Origin of the sequence: Janthinobacterium sp. CG_23.3 (assembly GCF_046115965.1) — a bacterium.
GTDB lineage: Bacteria > Pseudomonadota > Gammaproteobacteria > Burkholderiales > Burkholderiaceae_D > Janthinobacterium.
In genome coordinates this window covers 1-18422 of record NZ_JBJXIB010000119.1, presented here as the reverse complement: position 1 = coordinate 18422, position 18422 = coordinate 1, and the positions used below count along the sequence as shown (strand labels likewise).

General features: G+C 68.7%; 17 protein-coding genes. 5 read left to right on the top strand and 12 right to left on the bottom strand.

The window, feature by feature from the left end; translation table 11 throughout:
• Positions 1-115: 115 nt before the first annotated feature.
• The 11 genes from ACFDR9_RS22155 to ACFDR9_RS22105 form a co-directional block, all read right to left on the bottom strand.
• A complete protein-coding gene (locus ACFDR9_RS22155; protein ID WP_017878762.1) occupies positions 116-1414 on the bottom strand; it encodes a lipopolysaccharide assembly protein LapB in 1299 nt (432 codons plus the stop codon).
• Positions 1415-1581: 167 nt separating this feature from the next.
• Positions 1582-2742 (bottom strand): ABC transporter ATP-binding protein, encoded by a 1161-nt coding sequence (locus tag ACFDR9_RS22150; protein ID WP_409032374.1) that lies wholly within the window; start codon positions 2740-2742, stop codon positions 1582-1584.
• A 12-nt stretch (positions 2743-2754) separates the two neighbouring features.
• The gene (locus ACFDR9_RS22145) at positions 2755-4059 is read right to left on the bottom strand and encodes an MFS transporter (RefSeq protein WP_017878764.1); all 1305 of its coding nucleotides are present in this window, start codon (positions 4057-4059) and stop codon (positions 2755-2757) included.
• Positions 4060-4102: 43 nt separating this feature from the next.
• Complete coding sequence (gene nagZ, locus ACFDR9_RS22140) at positions 4103-5602, bottom strand: beta-N-acetylhexosaminidase (RefSeq protein ID WP_409032373.1); 1500 nt, start codon at positions 5600-5602, stop codon at positions 4103-4105.
• Positions 5599-6435 (bottom strand): carbohydrate ABC transporter permease, encoded by an 837-nt coding sequence (locus ACFDR9_RS22135; protein WP_017878766.1) that lies wholly within the window; start codon positions 6433-6435, stop codon positions 5599-5601. The genes nagZ and ACFDR9_RS22135 overlap by 4 nt, the downstream gene beginning before the upstream one ends.
• Positions 6432-7301 (bottom strand): carbohydrate ABC transporter permease, encoded by an 870-nt coding sequence (locus tag ACFDR9_RS22130; protein WP_409032372.1) that lies wholly within the window; start codon positions 7299-7301, stop codon positions 6432-6434. The genes ACFDR9_RS22135 and ACFDR9_RS22130 overlap by 4 nt, the downstream gene beginning before the upstream one ends.
• A 1-nt stretch (position 7302) precedes the next feature.
• Positions 7303-8568 carry an ABC transporter substrate-binding protein gene (locus ACFDR9_RS22125; protein ID WP_409032371.1) on the bottom strand — a complete coding sequence of 422 codons (1266 nt, stop codon included), beginning with the start codon at positions 8566-8568 and terminating at the stop codon, positions 7303-7305.
• A 122-nt stretch (positions 8569-8690) separates the two neighbouring features.
• Entirely contained in the window at positions 8691-9704 is a 1014-nt protein-coding gene (locus ACFDR9_RS22120; protein WP_035787911.1) for an SIS domain-containing protein, read from the bottom strand.
• Positions 9694-10806, bottom strand: a complete 1113-nt coding sequence (gene nagA, locus ACFDR9_RS22115; protein ID WP_409032370.1) for an N-acetylglucosamine-6-phosphate deacetylase — start codon at positions 10804-10806, stop codon at positions 9694-9696. The genes ACFDR9_RS22120 and nagA overlap by 11 nt, the downstream gene beginning before the upstream one ends.
• On the bottom strand, positions 10803-11537 hold the full coding sequence (locus ACFDR9_RS22110) for a GntR family transcriptional regulator (RefSeq protein ID WP_017878771.1): 735 nt from the start codon (positions 11535-11537) through the stop codon (positions 10803-10805). The genes nagA and ACFDR9_RS22110 overlap by 4 nt, the downstream gene beginning before the upstream one ends.
• Entirely contained in the window at positions 11531-12412 is an 882-nt protein-coding gene (locus ACFDR9_RS22105) for a BadF/BadG/BcrA/BcrD ATPase family protein (protein ID WP_026133368.1), read from the bottom strand. The genes ACFDR9_RS22110 and ACFDR9_RS22105 overlap by 7 nt, the downstream gene beginning before the upstream one ends.
• A 341-nt stretch (positions 12413-12753) precedes the next feature.
• Here ACFDR9_RS22105 and ACFDR9_RS22100 point away from each other — a divergent pair, with 341 nt between their 5' ends.
• A complete protein-coding gene (locus ACFDR9_RS22100; protein WP_409032369.1) occupies positions 12754-13038 on the top strand; it encodes a hypothetical protein in 285 nt (94 codons plus the stop codon).
• A 49-nt stretch (positions 13039-13087) separates the two neighbouring features.
• On the opposite strand, the gene ACFDR9_RS22095 is transcribed toward ACFDR9_RS22100, so the two are convergent.
• Positions 13088-13417: a PEP-CTERM sorting domain-containing protein gene (locus ACFDR9_RS22095; RefSeq protein ID WP_409032368.1), complete on the bottom strand. Its 330-nt coding sequence runs from the start codon at positions 13415-13417 to the stop codon at positions 13088-13090.
• Positions 13418-14193: 776 nt separating this feature from the next.
• On the opposite strand from ACFDR9_RS22095, the gene ACFDR9_RS22090 reads away from it, so the two are divergent.
• From ACFDR9_RS22090 to ACFDR9_RS22075, 4 genes are all read left to right on the top strand, one after another.
• Positions 14194-14742 (top strand): hypothetical protein, encoded by a 549-nt coding sequence (locus ACFDR9_RS22090; protein ID WP_409032367.1) that lies wholly within the window; start codon positions 14194-14196, stop codon positions 14740-14742.
• Between the two features lie 46 nt (positions 14743-14788).
• Positions 14789-16441: an AAA family ATPase gene (locus tag ACFDR9_RS22085; RefSeq protein WP_409032366.1), complete on the top strand. Its 1653-nt coding sequence runs from the start codon at positions 14789-14791 to the stop codon at positions 16439-16441.
• 1 nt (position 16442) lies between these two features.
• Complete coding sequence (locus ACFDR9_RS22080; protein ID WP_409032365.1) at positions 16443-17189, top strand: general secretion pathway protein GspB; 747 nt, start codon at positions 16443-16445, stop codon at positions 17187-17189.
• Positions 17190-17397: 208 nt separating this feature from the next.
• The coding region (locus ACFDR9_RS22075; RefSeq protein ID WP_409032364.1) for an alkaline phosphatase family protein at positions 17398-18422 on the top strand (1025 nt) is incomplete at its 3' end.

Below are 18422 nucleotides of genomic sequence, written 5' to 3'. Positions count from 1 at the left end.
ACCCCCCCCTCTCCCCTCCCCCTCCCCCCCCCCCCGCCCCCCCCCCCCCCTCCCCCCCCTCCCCCCCCCCCCCCCCCCCCCCCCCCCCCCCCCCCCGCGGCGTGGCGTGACGTCTTTACTTCGCGGCGGTGGTTGCGGCCGGGCGGTTCAGCCACAACGTCCAGAAGCGCGCCAGGTCGCCCAGGCCGTCGTTGCCTTGCACCGTCGCCAGTGTTTTGACGGCGTCGTCCTTGCGGCCGGCCATCGCGTACGAGTAGCCCAGGCGCAGCTTGGCGTCTTCGGGACGCTTCAGGCCGCCTTTGGCGATGCCTTTTTGGATCAGCTCGATACCCTTGTCGAACTGGTCCATCGTGACATACGCGTAACCCAGGTTGACGAAGCCGGTGCCGTCCTTGGCCTTGGCGGCGGCCGCTTCGCCGGCGCCGATATTCTTCTGGTCGTCGGCCGTGCCCTTGGCGGCCTGGTCGCGCAGCTTCTTGTGCTTGGCGCCGTTCGGGCCGGTGCCCAGCAAGCCGGCGGCGAAGCCGGCGTCCAGGACCTTTTTCGCCTCGGCCGGGAAGGCCGCCTGCAACGCCAGTTCGGCCATTTCGGTGTATTCATCCGGCGCCATCGCCTTCACCGCGGCGAATTCGAGGCGCAACACGTCGAGCTGGAAGCGCGCCGAGTAACCGTCCTTACCCTGGGTGCGGCTGAGCAAGTCGGTCCAGTAGTCGTCGCTCGGGTAGTACTTGACCAACTGTTCCAGCGCGACCAGGTAGGTGGCCTTGTCCTTGGTCTTGGCGCCGGTGTTGGCCAGCAATTGCAGGGCGTCCAGCGGCGGCGTCGTGCCGGCTTGCTGGTTGGCCTTCAAGTCGGCCAGCAATTCCTGCTTGGCCCGCTCCAGCTCGTTGCCGAAGTAGTAGGCGCGGATGATGTAAGGGCGCACCGTGGCCAGGTCGCCGGTCTCGGTTTGATGCCGCTTGTACCAGGTGATCGCCTTCGGGTAGTCCTTGGCGTTGTAGTGGTAGTTGGCCAGCGCCTGGATGAAGGCGCCCTTCTCGGCCTTGTCCAGGCGACCCGATTCAATCACCGCTTCGAGCGCGGTGATGGCCATGGCGTTGTTGTTGGTGGACGAGGCCAGCGCGACGCGCAGGCGGTTCAGCACGAACGTCTCGTAGGCGCTCTTGTCGGCCAGCGCCTCGGCGCGGTCGATGCGGCTTTGCACCTCGGCGTAGTTCTTCGCCTCCATCAGGGCCGACATCTCGGTCGGATTGATCAGCTTGAACATTTCCTGGCGCACCGAGTCGGCTTTCGGCGCCGCCGCCGCAGGGGCGTCGGCCGCCTGGGCCAGCGACGCGCCGGCCAGCACCGGGGCGAGGTTCAGGCCGATGGCGGCCAGCAGCAGAGTAAGACGGGCGAGACGGAATTGGGACATGGTAAATCCTTCAATCAATGACGAAGTGACGGGCTGGCGGGTAAAGCGCGCGGCCGCGTCGCAATGGGTTGGAGAGAATAATCGAAAATCGCGAAGAACGGTATTCTGCCACGCCCGCCGGTGAACAGGCGGGGCCAGCGCCGTCCTGGCCGGCAAGACGCGTATTGTCACATAAACTGCGCGGCGCGATCGCTCAACAGCGCGGCGTCGCCGCCGGCGTCGGCGCCGCGCGGCAGCGCCAGGCCGGCGTCGTCGAACAGCAGGCAGCGCCGCGGCGGCAGGTGCAGGGCGACGCGCTGGCCCGGCAGCGGCGGCGCGGCGTCGGCCGGCTGCCTGAACGCCAGCAGCCCGGGGGCGCCGTCCAGCGCCGCGTACACCAGCGACTGGTCGCCCAGGTATTCGACGTGGCCGACGCCGGCGGCGACGACGTTGGCGCCGGCCGCGCCGGGCGCGCGCGACGCGATGTGCTCGGCGCGCACGCCCAGCGTCAGCGGCGTGCCGGCGGCCAGGCCGGCGCCGTCGGCCGCCACCGCGACGGCGGCGCCGTCCGGCAGGCGCACGCGCACGCCGGCGGCGTCGGCGGCCAACACCCGGCAGGCGACCAAGTTCATCTTCGGCGCGCCCAGGAAGCCGGCCACGAACAGGTTGCCGGGGTGGTTGTACAGTTCATGCGGCGTGCCGACCTGCTCGATGCGCCCGCCGTTGAAGACGACGATGCGCTGGCCCAGCGTCATCGCCTCGACCTGGTCGTGGGTGACGTAGACCATGGTGGTGCGCAGCTCGCGGTGCAGGCGGCTGATCTCGACGCGCATCTGCACCCGCAGGCTGGCGTCCAGGTTCGACAACGGCTCGTCGAACAGGAACACCTGCGGCTTGCGCACGATGGCGCGGCCGATCGCCACGCGCTGGCGCTGGCCGCCGGACAGGTCCTTCGGCTTGCGCCCCAGCAGCGGCTCGATCTGCAGGATGGCGGCGGCGCGCCCGACCGCCGCCTTCACCTCGGCCGCCTTGTGGCCGGCCAGCTTGAGGGCGAACGCCATGTTCTCGAACACCGTCATGTGCGGGTACAGCGCGTACGACTGGAACACCATCGCCAGGCCGCGCCGCGCCGGCGCGACGTCGTTGGCCAGGCGCCCGCCGATGTGCAGCTCGCCGCCGCTGATGTCCTCCAGCCCGGCGATCATGCGCAGCAGGGTCGACTTGCCGCAGCCGGACGGGCCGACGAAGACGACGAATTCGCCGTCGGCGATGTCGAGGTCGACGCCGTGGATGACGGTGTGCCGCTCGTCGTAGCGCTTGACGATGTTTTTCAGGGAAATTTGGGCCATGGACGCTGCCCGTTACGCGGTGGCGGCGTGGCCGGCGCCGGCGTCGGCGCCGTCCTGGCGCGCGCGGATCGGCATGAAGCGCGACAGCAGCAGCACCGGCAACGCCGCCAGCAGCACCCACAGGAAGAAGTGCTGGTAGCCCAGCGCGGTCTGGACGGCGCCGCTGACCATCTTGAACAGCACGAAGCCGAGCTGCATCACGCCGGTGGCGAAGGCGTAGTGGGCGGTCTGGTATTTGCCGACGGCGACCACCTGCATCATGAACAGGATCAGCCCGACGAAGCCGAAGCCGTAGCCGAACATCTCGACGCTGAGGGCGCCGGCGATCAGCGTGATGTCGCTCGGCAGCGCATGGCTCAGGTAGTAGAACACCAGGTTCGGCAGGTTCATCGCCAGGATCAGGAAGGGCATCGCCCGCTTCAGGCCGAGCCAGGACGTGAAGTAGCCGCCGCCTATGCTGCCCAGCACGAAGGCGACCGTGCCGGCGGTGCCGTAGACGGCGCCCACTTCGGTGGTCGACAGGCCCAGCCCGCCGAGCGCGCGCGCCTCGCGCAGGAACAGCGGTCCAATGGTCTGCACCTGCGCCTCGCCGGCGCGGAACAGGATGATGAAGACGATCGCCAGCCAGATGCCGGGCTTCTTGAAGAACTCCACCAGCACGTCCCACAGCGTGGCGGCGATGGCGCCGACGTCCTGCCTGGCCAGCGCCGGGTTCGGCGCCAGCGGCAGCGCCCACGAATGGTAGAAGGCCAGCAGCAGCAGCATCGCGCCGAGGATCAGGAAGATGATGGTCCAGGCCGGCGCGACGCCGAGGGTTTTCTCGAAATGGCCGGCCAGGATCACCAGGCCGCCCAGCGAGATGAACTTGCCGGCGTTGAAGAAGGCGCCGGTCCAGCCGGCGTAGGCGGCCTGCTGCTTGTCCGACAGGCTGGCGATGTACAGGCCGTCGCAGGCGATGTCGTGGGTGGCCGAGGCGATCGCCGCCAGCGCGAGCACGCCGATGCAAACGGCGAACCAGGCCGGCGTCTGCAGCGCCAGCGCGACCAGGCCCAGGCTCAGGCCGCCGACCAGCTGGAAGCCGACGACGATGATTTTCTTGCTCGGCGCCAGCTCCAGGAACGGGCTCCAGAGCGGCTTGAAGACCCAGGCGAAGCCGATCAGCCCGGTCCAGTAGGCGATGTCGGCGTTCGACACGCCCATGCTCTTGAACATCAGGCCGGCCACCAGCGCCACCGCGTAGAACGGCAGGCCCTGGGCGAAGTACAGGGTGGGAATCCAGGTGGCCGGATTGCGGGTTGTTTTGTCTGTATCGATCATGCGAGTCTCCTGTTTTTATCGTGCGGGTGCGCCAAGCGCTCCCTTATTCGAAACCCGGCACCGGGCAGCGGCCCGCGGCGTCCAGTTCGCCGCCCAGCCAGGCGTTGACGGCGGCCAGCGCCGGCGCCGCGAAGCCGTAGGTCAGCAGGGCCGGCGCGTCGATGTCGAGCGCCTGGTAGGGGTTCCACAGCGCCAGGTGCAGGTCCGGGCGCCAGCTGGCGCGCGCCCGCGGACCGTAGCGCAGGCGCGAGGTCGAGGCCAGCACCACGAAGCGGCCGTCGGCGGGCAGCGCGGCCCAGTCGAAGCGTTCGGCGTCGGCGAAGGTGACCATGTCGACGTCGTACAACTGGCCCAGCGAGGCCGCCAGCGCCGCCGCCGGCACGCCGGCCTCGGAGACGCCGTCGCTGACGACGTCCTGGCGCACCACCAGGCGCAGCCTGGCGCCGGCCGGCGGGCGCCGCGGCGCGCCGCGCGCGCTCAGGCCGCGGCGCCAGGCGGCGGCCATCAGCGCGCGGTCGGCCGCGTCCTCGGGGTAGTCGCGGGCCTGGCACGGGTAGGCCTTCGCCAGCGCCGCCAGGCGCGCCAGGCGGCTTCGCACCTGTTCCATGTCGAGTTCGCCGGAGGCGATCGCCGCGGCGATCGCCGCCAGCGTCTCCTCCTGGGTCGCGGCGGTGCCCAGCGCCATCACCATGTCGGCGCCGGCGCCCAGGGCGCGCACGGCGGCGTTGCCGACGCCGTAGCGCCCGGCGATGGCGTGCATGTCCATGCCGTCGGTGATGATGACGCCGTCGTAGCGCCACTCTTCGCGCAGCAGCTGGTGCAGGATGCGCCGCGACATCGTCGCCGGGTTGTCGGCGTCCAGCGCCGGGTAGACGATGTGCGCCGTCATCATGGCCGGCGCCAGCGGCGCGGCGGCGCGGAACGGCGCGAACTCGAACCGTTCCAGTTCTTCCAAGGGCTTGTCGACGCGCGGCAGGTCGCGGTGCGAGTCGACGTGGGTGTCGCCGTGGCCGGGGAAGTGCTTGACGCAGCAGGCCACGCCCTCGCTGTGGCTGCCGGCCATCCAGGCCATCGCCAGCTCGGTGGCGCGGCGCGGGTCGGCGCCGAAGGAGCGCTCGGCGATGACCGGGTTGTCGGGGTTGTTGTTGAGGTCCAGCACCGGCGCGAAGTTCCAGTTGAAGCCGAGCGAGCGCGCCGCCCGCGCCACCGCCGCGCCGACCGCGCGCGCCAGCTCGGCGTCGTCGGCGGCGCCCAGCGCCATCGCCGCCGGCGGCGCCGGCACCCAGGTCGAGCGCACCACGGCGCCGCCTTCCTGGTCGATGGCGATCAGCGACTGCGGCCCCATCGCCGCGCGCAGGTCGGCGGTCAGGCGCGCCAGCTGGGTGGAATCGACCATGTTGGCGCGGAACAGGCAGACCGCGCGGATGGCGTTGGCGCGCAGGAACTCGGCGGTGGCGGCGTCCAGCTCGGTGCCGGGAAAGCGGATCATGATCAGTTGGCCGGCCAGGCGGCGGAAGGTGTGGTTGTCGTGTGCTTGTGTCATTTCACTGCTCCGTCCATGCCGCGCATGAAGAATCGTTGGGTAAATAGGAAGGCCGCCAGGGTCGGCAAGATGGTCAAAATGGTGCCGGCCGCGACCACGCGGGTGCTGCTGCCGAAGGTGCCGCGCAGGTACAGCACGCCCACCGACAGCGGAAACTCGTCGGGTTTGCTCATGACGATCGAGGGCCAGATGTATTCGTTCCAGGACTCGACGGCGGTGAGCACGCCGACCGTGGCCAGCCACGGCGCGATCAAGGGCAGCATGATCTTGCTGAAGATGGTCCACTCGGAGGCGCCGTCGACGCGGGCGGCGTCGACCAGGTCTTGCGGCACCTCCTCGAAGGCTTGCTTGAGCAGCAGGATGGCGACCGCCGTGACCAGGTTCGGCAGCAGCACGCCGGTGTAGGTGTCGACCAGGCTCAGTTGGGTGACGGTGATGAAGTTGACCAGGAAGTTGACCTCCGACGGCAGCACCAGCGTGGCCAGGATCAGGCCGAACACCAGCTTGCGGCCGCGGAAGCGCAGGCGCGCCAGCGGGTAGGCCGCCATCGAGCACAGCAGCAGCTTCCAGAACACCGTGCAGGCGGCGATCAAGAGCGAGTTCTTGTAGAAGGCCAGCATCGGGATGGCGCGGAACACCTCGGCGAAGTTGGCCAGCGACGGCGCCCGCGGCCAGAAGGTCGGCGGGAAGGCGAAGATGTTGCCCTCGGTCGAGAGCGCCGTCACCAGCGTCCACCAGAACGGGAACACGCACAGCAGCGCCAGCGCGCACAGCAGCAGGTAGCGCGCCAGCAGCGCGGCCGCGCCGGCCGGGTGGAATCGGCGCCGCCTCATCGCCGCCCCGGTTTCAGGTAGCGCAGGCAGAGCAGGGCGATGCCGACGCAACACAGCGACACCACCATGCTGGCGGCCAGCGCGCGCGGCAGCTTCAAGTGCTTCAAGCCCTGGTCGTAGGCGTAGTACAGCGCCGTGAAGGTCGAGTTCATCGGCCCGCCCTGGGTCAGCACGTCGACTTCCTGGTAGGCCTTGAGCGCGGCCAGCACCGACAGGATCGAGCACAGCGCGATGGTCGGGCGCAGCACCGGCACGGTGATTTTCCAAAACATCTGCCAGCGGTTGGCGCCGTCCAGCACGGCCGCCTCCCGCATGTCCGAGGGGATCGCCTGCAGCGCCGCCAGGTACATCACCATGTACCAGCCCAGGCCGCGCCACAGCGTCACGAACATCACCGCGAACAGCGCCAGCGCGTCGTCCGAGAGCCAGCCGACCGGCGCGTTGACCAGGCGCAGCGTTTGCAGCGCGTAGTTCAGCGCGCCCTGTTCGTGGAACATGAAGCCCCACATGATGCCGACCACCGAGACGGTGGTCACCACCGGCACGTAGAAGGCGGCGCGGAACAGGGCGATGCCGGGCAGGCGCTGGTTGACCAGCACCGCCAGGGCCAGCGCGCCGACCTGGGTGAACGGCACCACCAGCAGGAATAGCAGCGAGTTGAGCAGGCCGGTGACGAACATCTCGTTGTCGAAGATGTAGCGGAAGTTGGCCAGGCCGACCCAGGAGGTCGGCCGCACCAGGCTGTAGTCGGTGAAGGCCAGGTAGGAGCCGAAGCCGACCGGCCAGAACGAAAACAGCGCCAGCAGCAGCAGCGCCGGCGCCAGGAACAACCAGGCTTGAGTGGTGTGGCGGTGGGTGCTGGCCATGTTACAGGGCGCGCTGGGTGGCGACGGCGAGCTTGCGGTCCCAGACCAGCGCGGCCCGGTCGAGCGCCTGCTGGACGTTTTGTTTGCCGGTGACGCCGGCCTCGACCGCTTTGACCAGCGCGCGGCGCAGCTCGTCGTAGTCGGGGATGCCGGCCACGTACAGCGTGCGCGCATGGGCCATCGAGGCGGCGCCGGCGGCCAGCGCCTTCTCGGCCGCGCCGGCGTGCTTGGGCACGGCCAGGAAAAACGGGTCGGCTGCCGCCTTGGCCGAGGTCGGGAACACGCTGGCCTGCTTGGCGAAGGCCAGCTGGTTGTCGTCGTTGCTGAGGAAGCGGGCGAATTTGCCGACCGCCGGCAGCAGCCGCACCGGCACGCCGCGCGGGATGGCGAAATGGATCAGCCAGCCGCCGTCGGCGATGCCGGTCGGTCCCAGCGGCGCCGGCGCCACCTCGGTGAGCGCGTAGATGTCGGCGGCGTCGGCCTGGATGCGTTTGAGCGCCGTCGGCGGCGCCAGCAGCATGCCCAGGCGGCCGCCCTTGTAGGCGTCGATGACGGCCGGGAAATTATCCTCGGCGAACAGGCCTTCCTTCAGCAGCCCGCCGGCCTTGTAGGTGTCGGCCAGCTTTTGCACCAGCGCGACGTGGCGCGGCGAATTGAAGACCGCCTTGCCGTCGGCGATCAGCGCCAGGCCCTGTTGCATGAACAGGCCGTCGATCTTGGCCAGCGCCGGCGCGATGCCGGCCTTGCCGGTGCGCGCGGCGATCTGCCGGGCGAACGCCAATTGCTCGTCCAGGCTGGCCGGGCCGCGTTCCAGGCCGGCGGCCTTGAAGATGGCGCCGTTGTAGGCGATCACGGCGACGTTGCTGTACATCGGGAAACCATAGGTCTTGCCCTGGAAGGTCAGGTCCGCCAGGGCGCCGGGAAGGTAGTTGGCGCGGCTCTCGCGCAGCAGCAGGTCGACCGGCGTGAGCAGGCCGTCGCGGGCGTACTCGTCGGCCCAGGGCACGTTCAGGTTGACCAGCGCCGGCGGCGTGCCGGCGACGATGCGCGTCACCAGCTTGGTCTGGATCACGTCCCACGGGAAGTCGACCCATTCGATTTTCACATCGGGGTTGCCGGCCTCGTACCGGCGCACCAGGGCCTCGAAGTAGGGCGTGAATTTGGGCTTCATGCTGAAGGTCCAGAATTCGATTTTCTCGCTCGCCATGGCGCAGGGCGCGATCAGGCTCGCCGCGGCCAGGGCCGCCAACAGTGTCTTGATGATCATGTCTATCCCGGACGATGGCGCCCGTTTGTGTGCGCTGTGGCGCTTGAAACCAAGGGCGAGGGCCGGCGCCAAGGCGAGAAGGCCGGACCCCGAGGTTTGGCCCCGGGGTGGCGCCGCTATGCTTAATGGGTCTTGGTGACCTTGTTCAGGTGGCGCGGACGGTCCGGGTCCATGCCGCGCGCCGCGGCCAGCTTGGCCGCCATCACGTAGAACGCTTGCACCGCGACGATAGGGTCGAGGTCCGGCGTGGCCGCGGTCGGCAGCGTCAGGTCGCGTTCAGCGACGTCGGCCGGCGCGGCCAGCAGCACGCGGGCGCCGCGCTCGCGCATTTCGCGCGCCAGTTGCAGCAGGCCGGCCTGGGTCGGGCCGCGGGTGGCGAAGATCAGCAGCGGATAGCCGTCCTCGATCAGCGCCATCGGGCCGTGTTTGATCTCGGCGCCGCTGAAGGCCTCCGCCTGCAGCGCCGAGGTTTCCTTGAACTTCAGCGCCGACTCCAGCGCGATCGGGAAGCTGATGCCGCGCCCGACCACCATGATGTTCTTGGCCGGCGCCAGCACGTCGACGGCGGCCGACCAGTCGCACCGGGTGGCCGCCAGCAGCGACTCGGGCAGCGCTTCCAGGCCGGCCAGCAGCTCGGGGTCGTTCTGCCATTGCGCCACCAGGCGCGCGCCGGCCACCAGGCTGGCGATGAAGCTCTTGGTGGCGGCCACGCTCTGTTCGCGTCCGGCGTGCAGCGGCATGGCCCACTCGGCGGCGTGCGCCAGCGGCGAATCGATCTCGTTGACCAGCGCGATGGTGGTGGCGCCGCCGTCGCGGAAGTAGCGGATCGGTTCGACCACGTCGGGACTCTGGCCCGACTGCGAAATGGCGATGGTCAGGGTGTCGCGCGTCACCAAAGGCGACTTGTACAGCGTCACCAGCGACATCGGCAGCGAGGCCACCACGCGGCCCAGGCGCGCCATGATCAGGTAGGCGCAGTAGTTGGCGGCGTGGTCGGAGCTGCCGCGCGCCACCGTCAGCGCGGTGTTGAAGGAGGTGCTCCTCAATTTGCGGCCCAGTTCCGCGTAGCGTTCGGTGTCGCTGGCCAGTTGCAGGGCGACGCACTCGGCGGCGGATACGGCTTCTTTAAGCATCATTGAGGTCACACAATTCTCCTTCGATATAGACAGCTTTGAGTTTGAGGTCGCGATCGAGTACCACCAGATCGGCGTAACAGCCGTGGGCGAGGCGGCCGCGTTCATGCAAGCCCAGGTAATCGGCGGCGTGGGTCGAGACGCGCTTGGAGGCGTCGGCCAGGTCCAGCCCCAGGCCGACCAGGTTGCGCAGCGCCTGGTCCATCGTCAGGGTGCTGCCGGCCAGGGTGCCGTCGGGCAGGCGCACCCCGCCCATGCACTTGTGCACGGCGTGCCGGCCCAGCATGTATTCGCCGTCCGGCATGCCGGTGGCGGCGGTCGAATCGGTGACGCAGTACAGCCGCGGGATGGCGCGCAGCGCCACCTTGATGGCGCCCGGGTGGACGTGCAGCAGGTCGGGGATCAGCTCGGCGTATTCGGCGTGCGCCAGCGCCGCGCCGACCATGCCCGGCTCGCGGTGGTGCAGGCCGCTCATGGCGTTGAACAGGTGGGTGAAGCCGGCCGCGCCGTGCTCCAGCGCGGCCACGCCGTCCTCGTAGGAGCCGAGCGTGTGGCCGATCTGCACGCGCATGCCGGCGTCGGACAGCTGGCGCACCAGGCCGAGGTGGCCGGCGATTTCCGGCGCCACCGTGATCAGGCGCAGCGGCGCCAGCGCGGCCAGGCGCTGCACCTCTTCGAGGGTGGCGGCGCGGGCGTAGTTCGGCTGCGCGCCGAGCTTGCCGGAATTGATGTACGGCCCCTCCAGGTGGGCGCCGAGCACGCGCGCGGTGCCGGGGCGGCGGCTGGCGGCCGCTTCGCCGATCGCCTTCAGGGCGACGTCGATGTCCTCCGGCGGCGCCGTCATGGTGGTGGCCAGCATGCTGGTGGTGCCGTGGCGCGCGTGCATCGCGGCGATGGCGTAGACGGCGCCGCCGCCCTCCATCACGTCCTTGCCGGCGCCGCCGTGCACGTGCAGGTCGATGAAGCCGGGGATGATGTAGTCGTCGGCGTTGAAGGCCGGGTTGGCGGCGGCGCCGTCGACCACCTTGACGCGCTCGTCGAACTCGATGCCGCCGTGGACCCAGCCCGCCGGGGTCAGGATATTGCCTTTGATTGCACCGCTCATCTGCGCGACTCCGCTACGAATTCATAATAATCACTGCGGCAATACGAGTGGGTCAGTTCCACCGCCGCTCCGTTGTCGAGATAACTGACGCGGGTAATGTGCAGCATCGCCGCCCCCGCTTTGAGTCCCGCCAGCCGGGCCTGTTCCGGGCTGGCGTTGACGGCGCGGATGTGTTGCAGCGCGCGCATCGGGATCGTGCCGATCGATTCGAGATAGCCGTACAGCGAGTCGGTGACGCGCTCCGGGTCGGGCATGTACAGCGCCGGGATGGTGGTGGTCTCGATGGCCATCACCACGTCGTCGGCGGTACGCAGGCGCTTCAGGCGCGCCACCGGCATGTGCGGCGACAGCCCCAGCGACAGCAGTTCCAGCGGCGCGGCCGCGCCGATGTCGCGCTGCAGCCAGCGCGAGCCGGCGGTGAAGCCGCGCTGGCGCAGCTCCTCCGAAAAACTGGTCAGGCGCGACAGCGGCTGCTCCAGCTTGGGCGTGATGTAGGTGCCGGAGCCGCGTTTCCGGGTCAGCATGCCGCGCTCGCACAGCATGTCGATGGCCTTGCGCGCGGTGACGCGGGAAATGTGCAGCAGCTCCGACAGCACCCGCTCCGAGGGCAGGGCCTGGTTGGCGCGCCAGTCGCCGCCGGCGATGCCGTCCGACAGGGTGTTGGCCAGCTGCATATATAAAGGGGTGTCGCTGTCGGGGTCGGGCGTAAACGCGCTCAGTTTGCTCAGCATGATCCGCGCTCGCGCAGGTGTTGCTGGATCAGGCGCAGCGCGCCGGCGGCCGAGTCGCCGTGGGGCGGCACCACGCGGCGCAGCAATTCCGGCGGCAGGTAGGCGCGCAGCGGCTCGGCCAGGCCGCCGCACAGCGCCACCGGCAGCGCCGCGCTGGCGTCGAGCGCGGCGGCGATCAGGGCGATCTGCTGGCCGGCCTCGGCCAGGATGGCGCGCGCGGTCGGGTTGGCGCCGGCGTGCTCCAGCACCAGGCGCGCCAGTTGCGCGTAGGTGGTTTGGTTGGCCGACGCCAGCCAGCCCTGGATGGCGTCGCGGTGGCCGCCGCAGGCGTCGATGACGGCGTCGCTGAACGGGCTGTGCGGCGCGCGCCCGTCGACCACCTGCTGGGCGTGGCCGACCGCGCGCATGCCGATCCAGGCGCCGCCGGCCTCGTCGCCGGAGGGGAAACCCCAGCCGCCGACCTCGCGCCGGCCGCCGTCGGGGTAGAGCACTTCGCCGACGCTGCCGGTGCCGATCGCCACGACGGCGCCGGGCTGGCCCTGGTGCGCTCCCAGCAGCGTGGTCAGCGCGTCCGATTCGAGCGCGATGGCGGCGTAGCCGGGGTTCTGGTCGAGGAACTGGGCGGCCCACTGCGGGTTGTGCACGCCCGCCAGGCCCAGGCCGATGGCGATGCGGCGCAGCGGCGGGTGGGCGATGCCGGCCGCGGCGAAGGCGTTGAGCACCGCGTTGCCGACCGCGATCCAGGCCCGGTCGATGCCGTGGGCCAGGCCGGACGGGCCGTTCTGGCCCTGCGCCAGCACGCTGCCGTCGGCTTGCGCCAGGCGCACCCGGGTGCCGCTACCGCCACCATCTACGCCGATTAAATAGTCGATCATGTTTTATCAAGTCCGCTGACTGGTTGGAGTGCGCCCGCCTGCGCCGAGGTTGGGGCGGCGGTGCGGCAAGCTGAGCGCACTATATGGTTGTCAAACCAGCTTGTCAACAGGTATTTAAGTGGTATTGCATAGTGGCAAAGAGGTCTGCCCGTCGACGCCGCCTAAAAAAATGTAAGCCGTTGTTTTTATTCGGTTTATTTGGATAATAAAATGGTATTGAAATTGGACTTGTTTAATGCCAATTCGCGTCGGGGGTGGGCGCCTGCGCTGTGCGGCGGCGCTTGATAACGGCGGCCATCCGGAGTACAGTCCGCCCTTTACACCTCAGTTGGAAGTACAAAATGAACGACAAGGCAGCAAACAGCGCATATTGGGACGACTGGCAGCGCGAGGCGCTGGCGGCCGGTGTGGCCGCGCCCCTCGCAATATTGGGCATGGAAGTACTGCGCGCGCACCGTAAAAACCGCTGGCCTAAGGAGTTTCTCGGCCGCGAAGACGACGGCCCGCACATGCTGACGATGTGCCTGGAAGACCCGGCCGAAACCGAGCTGTTCTTCATTGAAAACCTGTATCCCTACGATACCGCGCTGATCGAGTCGACCCGGGTTCGCCTGGGCCTGGCGTAAACGCCGCCGACAAGGACGGGGAAGCGTCGCACCAACGGCGCCGGCGCGCCTATTGCGGCGCCTCGACGCTGAATTTCTCTTCCTGCGGTTGACGGCGCATGTGCAGGCCGAGCAAGCCCAGGCCGATCATCAGCATCGAGTAGGCGCTTTGTTCCGGCACGGTCGACATCGGCCTTGGCGGCAGTTGCGCGCCGCCGTGGCGCAGCTCGGCCTCGGCCTCGGCCAAGGCCAGGTGCTGGCGCTGCGCGCCGTTGGCGGCGTGCGCCGGCTGGACGGAAAGTGCGTCCGTCGGCAGATCGAGGTAAACGACCGCGCCCTGCGAGGCGTTGGCCAGCGTTAGCAAAAACAGCGCAGTTGCTGCGGGTATGGCGAATTTCATCGCATCGTCCTCATTATTTCAAGCTGGAAAACATCCATTGCCGGGCTTGGTAAACCTCGTTTCGCTGCGGCATACCGAGCACGCCCAATGTCCCTGTCTCCAACTATGTCGCCGCCGCGGCCGTGACGCCGCGCTCCCGCTGACGGGGTCGGTGGCCGCCTGGGCCGGCGGTTTTCTTATCTCTTTAATGGCGTTAATTTAAGCATAATTTAATTGCCATGGGAATTTGATTTTGATAATAATCATGGCAACTTTTTAAAGCTTGAGCTATCGACAAGGCGGCGCGCCCGGGCGGCGCCCCTGTGAGCGGGCAGAGCCGCTAGCGGCGGCGCCCCGGGGGCGGAAAAATAATGTCGCCGTCGTTGTATTGTGGGTATGTCGCTGGCGCCGCGCGCCGTGGATGGCCGGCGCGGACGGCCTCGGCGGAACGTCCAGCGCGCGGCCGGCCATGCCGGTCCGGGGCGTGGGCGGGAAATCTGCTGTGGATTGCGCGCTGTAATGTCATAATGGCCGAAGTGACATGCCAGCCGTTGCCGCCAGCCGATGGACGCCAGGCGGCGCTGCTTGCCAGCATGCCGAGCCGGCGCTGGCCGCGGGCGTACCAGTAGTTCAACCACCAAATGGAGTCAGGCATTATGAGTAAAGCACAGGACAGTAAAAAGGAAAACAAGAAGGAACCGGCGAAAACCATGAAAGAGAAGAAGGAAGCGAAGAAGGTCAAGAAGGACGAGCGCAAGCATTGATGTAGCGCCGCATTCTCGGGGGAGCGGATCGATATGATGGATTGGCGCGTCAGGATGTGCAACGCCGCATGGCGCGCCAAGGCATATTGGCCTGCTCCGCCGCCGCCGTCCGCGGCGCCGTTGCGCCGGCTGGCGGCGCTGGCGCTGTGCGTCTGCGGCGCCGCCGCGCAGGCGGCGCCGTCGACCTTCGGCAGCGTCGTCGGCAACGCCGTGCTGTGCCTCGACGAGATCGACAACAAGTATTTTTACTCCTATCTGTCGAGCGCGTTCGGCCCGGCCTACAAGCGCGAGGGCGGGGCGTACTGGTTCAAGGCCGACGCCACCCTGTGGGGCGCGAGCATCACCGACGTGATCGTCAGCGACGACACCAGCGCCCTCACTTTCCTCGGCGTGGTGGCCGACGCCACGCCGGAGACGGTCGACGCGGCCATCGTCGCGGCGGCCGGGCCGCGCTACGCCAAGCGCGACGCCGGCGCCTACCCGGTGCGCGAATCGAGCCCGGGCAGCAAAATCGTTTATTTCCGCACCAAGTCGAAGGTTTTTTGCGCCAAATACAAGCCGTTGCCGCCGGGGCGCAAGTGAGCTTTCCGCTGCTTTCCGGTGCCGCCAACGCATCCTCAGGGTTTCCATGTACACGCAATTTTTCCAGCTGAAGCAATCCCCGTTTTCGATCGCCCCCGATCCGCGCTACCTGTTCATGAGCGAACGCCACCGCGAGGCGCTGGCGCATCTGCTGTACGGCGTGGGCGGCGGCGGCGGCTTCGTCCTGTTGACGGGCGAAATCGGCGCCGGCAAGACCACGGTGTGCCGCTGCTTCATGGAGCAGATTCCGCCGGACTGCAAGCTGGCCTACATCTTCAACCCCAAGTTGTCGGTGGAGGAGTTGCTGCTGTCGATCTGCGACGAGTTCGGCATCGCGCTGGCGCCGCACGGCGCCGGCGCGGTCAGCGTGAAATCCTATGTCGACGCGATCAATCTGTACCTGCTGGCCAACCACGCCCAGGGCAAGAACAATGTGTTGATCATCGACGAGGCGCAAAACCTGTCGGCCGAGGTGTTGGAGCAATTGCGCCTGCTGACCAATCTGGAAACCAACGAGCGCAAACTACTGCAAATCATCCTGATCGGCCAGCCGGAGTTGCGCGCCATGCTGGCCCGCCCGGAGTTGGAGCAACTGGCGCAGCGGGTCATCGCGCGCTACCACCTCGGCTCGCTGTCGGCGGACGAAACCGCCAGCTATATCGGCCACCGGCTGGCGGTGGCCGGCGCAATGGCGGCGGCGCCGTTTCCGCGCAGCCTGGCGCGGCGGATTCATCAACTGAGCAAGGGCGTGCCGCGCCGCATCAACCTGCTGTGCGACCGCGCCTTGCTCGGCGCCTACGTCGAGAACCGGCACCAGGTAACGCGGCAGATCCTGCGCAAGGCCGCCGCCGAGGTGTTCGCCGAAGCCGACGGCGCTCCGGCCCGCGCCGCGCCGCGCTGGCCCTACCTGCTGGCCGGCGTGATGGCGGGCGCGCTGGTGACGGGCGCCACAGCCTGGCAATTGTTGCCGCGCGAAGCGCAGCGGCCGGCCGCGGTGCTCGCGCGCGCCGCCGTGTCCGCGCCCGCCAAGGCGCCGGTGCCGGCGGCGCCGTTAGCCGGCGCCACCGCCGCGCCGGCGCCGGTGGCGGCGTTGGCGCCGACCGACAACCGCGCCGCGCTGCGCGAGCTGGCGGCGCTGTGGGGCGCGGCCTTGCCGGCCGGCGAGCCCTGCCAAGTCGCCGCCAAATTGAATTTGCGCTGCCATCAAAGCAAGGGCGGGCTGGACGAGTTGCGTCTGCTCGACCGTCCCGCTGTGCTGAGTCTGCATGACAGCGCCGGCGCGCGCTATTACGCGGTGTTGAGCGGGCTGGGCGAGGCGGGCGCGACCTTGCTTGTCGACGGCAAGGACTATCAGCTCAGCCTGGAGCAATTGGCGGCCCGCTTCGACGGCGCCTTTGTCACCTTCTGGCGCGCGCCGCGTTCCTGGCGCGACGAAGTCGGCGTTGGCGACCGCGGCCCGGACGTCGATTGGCTGGCGCGACGCCTGGCGCAGATGCATGCACTGGACCAGCCGCCCGCCAACCAAGCGCTCGACGCCAACTTCCAGCGCTTGCTACGCGGCTTCCAGCTCGATCAGAAACTCAAGGCGGACGGCGTGGCCGGTCCGAAAACCTTCATTCGCCTGATCCAGGCTAGCGGCGCCCAGGAGCCGCGCCTGATGCGTCCGGCGCCGGTGGCCAACGCCGTGGCGGGGAAATAAAATGTCGTATATTTTAGAAGCGTTGAAGAAATCGCAGGCCGAGCGCCAACTGGGCGAGTTGCCAACAATCCACGCGCCACAGCTGCGGGCGGGCGCCCCCGGGGTTGCCGGCCGCGCGCTGGCCAAGCCGCTGTGGCTGGCCCTGGGCGGCATGACCGCGCTGGCGTTAACGTTGGCGGCGCTGATGTGGCGCGCGGCGGCGCCGCCGGCCGCGCCGGCTGGCGTTGCCGTCGCGACCGCGCCGCCTGCGTCGCCTACGCCGGCCGTTGCGCCGCCACCCTCCGGCATGGCGACCGGCGCTGCCGCGGCGGCGCCCGCTCCGGTCGGCGTCGCTGCTGTTGCGGCATCGGTTCACGTGCCCGCCGCGGTGGCCGTGGCGTCCCCCGCGCCACCTCCGGCGCCGCCGCGCCGGCCAATGGCTGCGCCGCACGTGGCGAGCGCGAGCGCGTCCGCCAAACCGGTATTGCCGGCGCCGGCGCCGGCGGCGCAGTCCGCGCCGCCGGCCACGCCGGCCGACGACAACCTGGCCGGCCTGCGCGACCTGCCGGAGCCGATACAACGGCAGATTCCGCCGCTGGCGCTGGGCGGTTACATCTACTCGAAAAATCCGGCCGACCGCCTGCTGCTGGTCGACAAGGCCTTGCGTCACGAGGGCGAGGAAGTGGCGCCCGGCCTAATCCTGGAAAAATTGCAGCCAAAATCGGCGGTATTCAGTTTCAAAGGCTATCGCTACCGCGTCCCCTATTAACGCGCTGCGCGGCCTGTGCCAAGGCGCCCCGGAGCGCGAATTTAAAGCTACGCGCTGCTAATCCGACCTACGGCATCACTATATGGCGGCATTGCGGACCCGCCGGGATTGTTCCGCATCAAAAGGGCGCACAGTAGGCTGAACAGTGGAGCAGCTTTCCGGTCCAACCAGAATCGACACGGCGCTAACCGTCGATTTTGGGGGCAGAATGACTATTGAAACCGCAGTGTCCGAACCGTCGATCGACGGTGTCGGTAAACTCGACAAGATCAAGCACATCGTCGTGCTGATGATGGAAAACCGATCCTTCGACCACATGCTGGGCTATCTGAGCCTGGAAGGCGGGCGCGCGGACATCGACGGCTTGCAGGCGTCCTTTTTCAACAGCCACCAGGGGCGCAACTACCCGGTCCACCACCTCGAACGCACCGCGCTGGGCCGGGAGCAGGTGCCGGCGCACGACGGCGCGGCGGTGGCGCGCCAACTGGCGGGCGGCAATGGCGGTTTCGTCGACGACTACGCGCTGACGCACCCGGGCGACCCGGAGTTCGCGCTGGTGATGGGCTATTACAACGGCAAGCAATTGCCCGCGTATGACTTCCTGGCCCGGCAGTTCTGCGTGTGCGATAAATGGTTCAGTTCGGTCCCCGGCGCCACCTGGCCGAACCGCCTGTACGCGATGAGCGGGCGGGCCAGCGGCAGCAAGGACAACAAGCGGGTGCCTTTGTACGCCAACAAGTCCTTCCTGCGCCACCTGGACCGCGCCGGTGTCAGCTGGAAGTTCTACTCGGAGCGCAAACCGTGGACGCTGGCGCTGACGGACGAGCATTATCGATCCTCGGAAAATTACGAACCCTTCGGCAGCAGCCGGCGCCGCTACGGCTTCGTCGGCGACGCGCTGGCCGGCGCCTTGCCGTCGGTGAGCTGGATCGATCCGCACTTCTTTGAAAACGACGACAGCCCGCCGGGCGACGTGCGCGCCGGCCAGGCGCTGGTGGCCCAGGTGTACCAGGCGCTGTCGCGCGGGCCGGCGTGGGGCGAGACGCTGCTGATGCTGTGCTACGACGAGCACGGCGGCTTCTACGACCATGTCGCGCCGGCGACGGCTCACGCCAACACACCCCCCTTCCCATCCCCCCTCCCTCCCGTGCCGCTCCCTCTTTTTTTTCCTTTCGTTGCTCCCACCCACGTTTGCCCCCTCCCCCCCTCCCCTACCCCCCCCCCCCCCCCCCC

Coding starts and splice junctions, on each gene's coding strand:
- nagZ (WP_409032373.1), bottom strand. CDS start 5,602: ATGACACAAGCACACGACAACCACACCTTCCGCCGCCTGGCCGGCCAA.
- ACFDR9_RS22085 (WP_409032366.1), top strand. CDS start 14,789: ATGTACACGCAATTTTTCCAGCTGAAGCAATCCCCGTTTTCGATCGCC.
- ACFDR9_RS22100 (WP_409032369.1), top strand. CDS start 12,754: ATGAACGACAAGGCAGCAAACAGCGCATATTGGGACGACTGGCAGCGC.
- ACFDR9_RS22105 (WP_026133368.1), bottom strand. CDS start 12,412: ATGATCGACTATTTAATCGGCGTAGATGGTGGCGGTAGCGGCACCCGG.
- ACFDR9_RS22090 (WP_409032367.1), top strand. CDS start 14,194: ATGATGGATTGGCGCGTCAGGATGTGCAACGCCGCATGGCGCGCCAAG.
- ACFDR9_RS22150 (WP_409032374.1), bottom strand. CDS start 2,742: ATGGCCCAAATTTCCCTGAAAAACATCGTCAAGCGCTACGACGAGCGG.
- ACFDR9_RS22145 (WP_017878764.1), bottom strand. CDS start 4,059: ATGATCGATACAGACAAAACAACCCGCAATCCGGCCACCTGGATTCCC.
- ACFDR9_RS22155 (WP_017878762.1), bottom strand. CDS start 1,414: ATGTCCCAATTCCGTCTCGCCCGTCTTACTCTGCTGCTGGCCGCCATC.
- ACFDR9_RS22120 (WP_035787911.1), bottom strand. CDS start 9,704: ATGATGCTTAAAGAAGCCGTATCCGCCGCCGAGTGCGTCGCCCTGCAA.
- ACFDR9_RS22125 (WP_409032371.1), bottom strand. CDS start 8,568: ATGATCATCAAGACACTGTTGGCGGCCCTGGCCGCGGCGAGCCTGATC.
- ACFDR9_RS22130 (WP_409032372.1), bottom strand. CDS start 7,301: ATGGCCAGCACCCACCGCCACACCACTCAAGCCTGGTTGTTCCTGGCG.
- ACFDR9_RS22110 (WP_017878771.1), bottom strand. CDS start 11,537: ATGCTGAGCAAACTGAGCGCGTTTACGCCCGACCCCGACAGCGACACC.
- nagA (WP_409032370.1), bottom strand. CDS start 10,806: ATGAGCGGTGCAATCAAAGGCAATATCCTGACCCCGGCGGGCTGGGTC.
- ACFDR9_RS22095 (WP_409032368.1), bottom strand. CDS start 13,417: ATGAAATTCGCCATACCCGCAGCAACTGCGCTGTTTTTGCTAACGCTG.
- ACFDR9_RS22080 (WP_409032365.1), top strand. CDS start 16,443: ATGTCGTATATTTTAGAAGCGTTGAAGAAATCGCAGGCCGAGCGCCAA.
- ACFDR9_RS22135 (WP_017878766.1), bottom strand. CDS start 6,435: ATGAGGCGGCGCCGATTCCACCCGGCCGGCGCGGCCGCGCTGCTGGCG.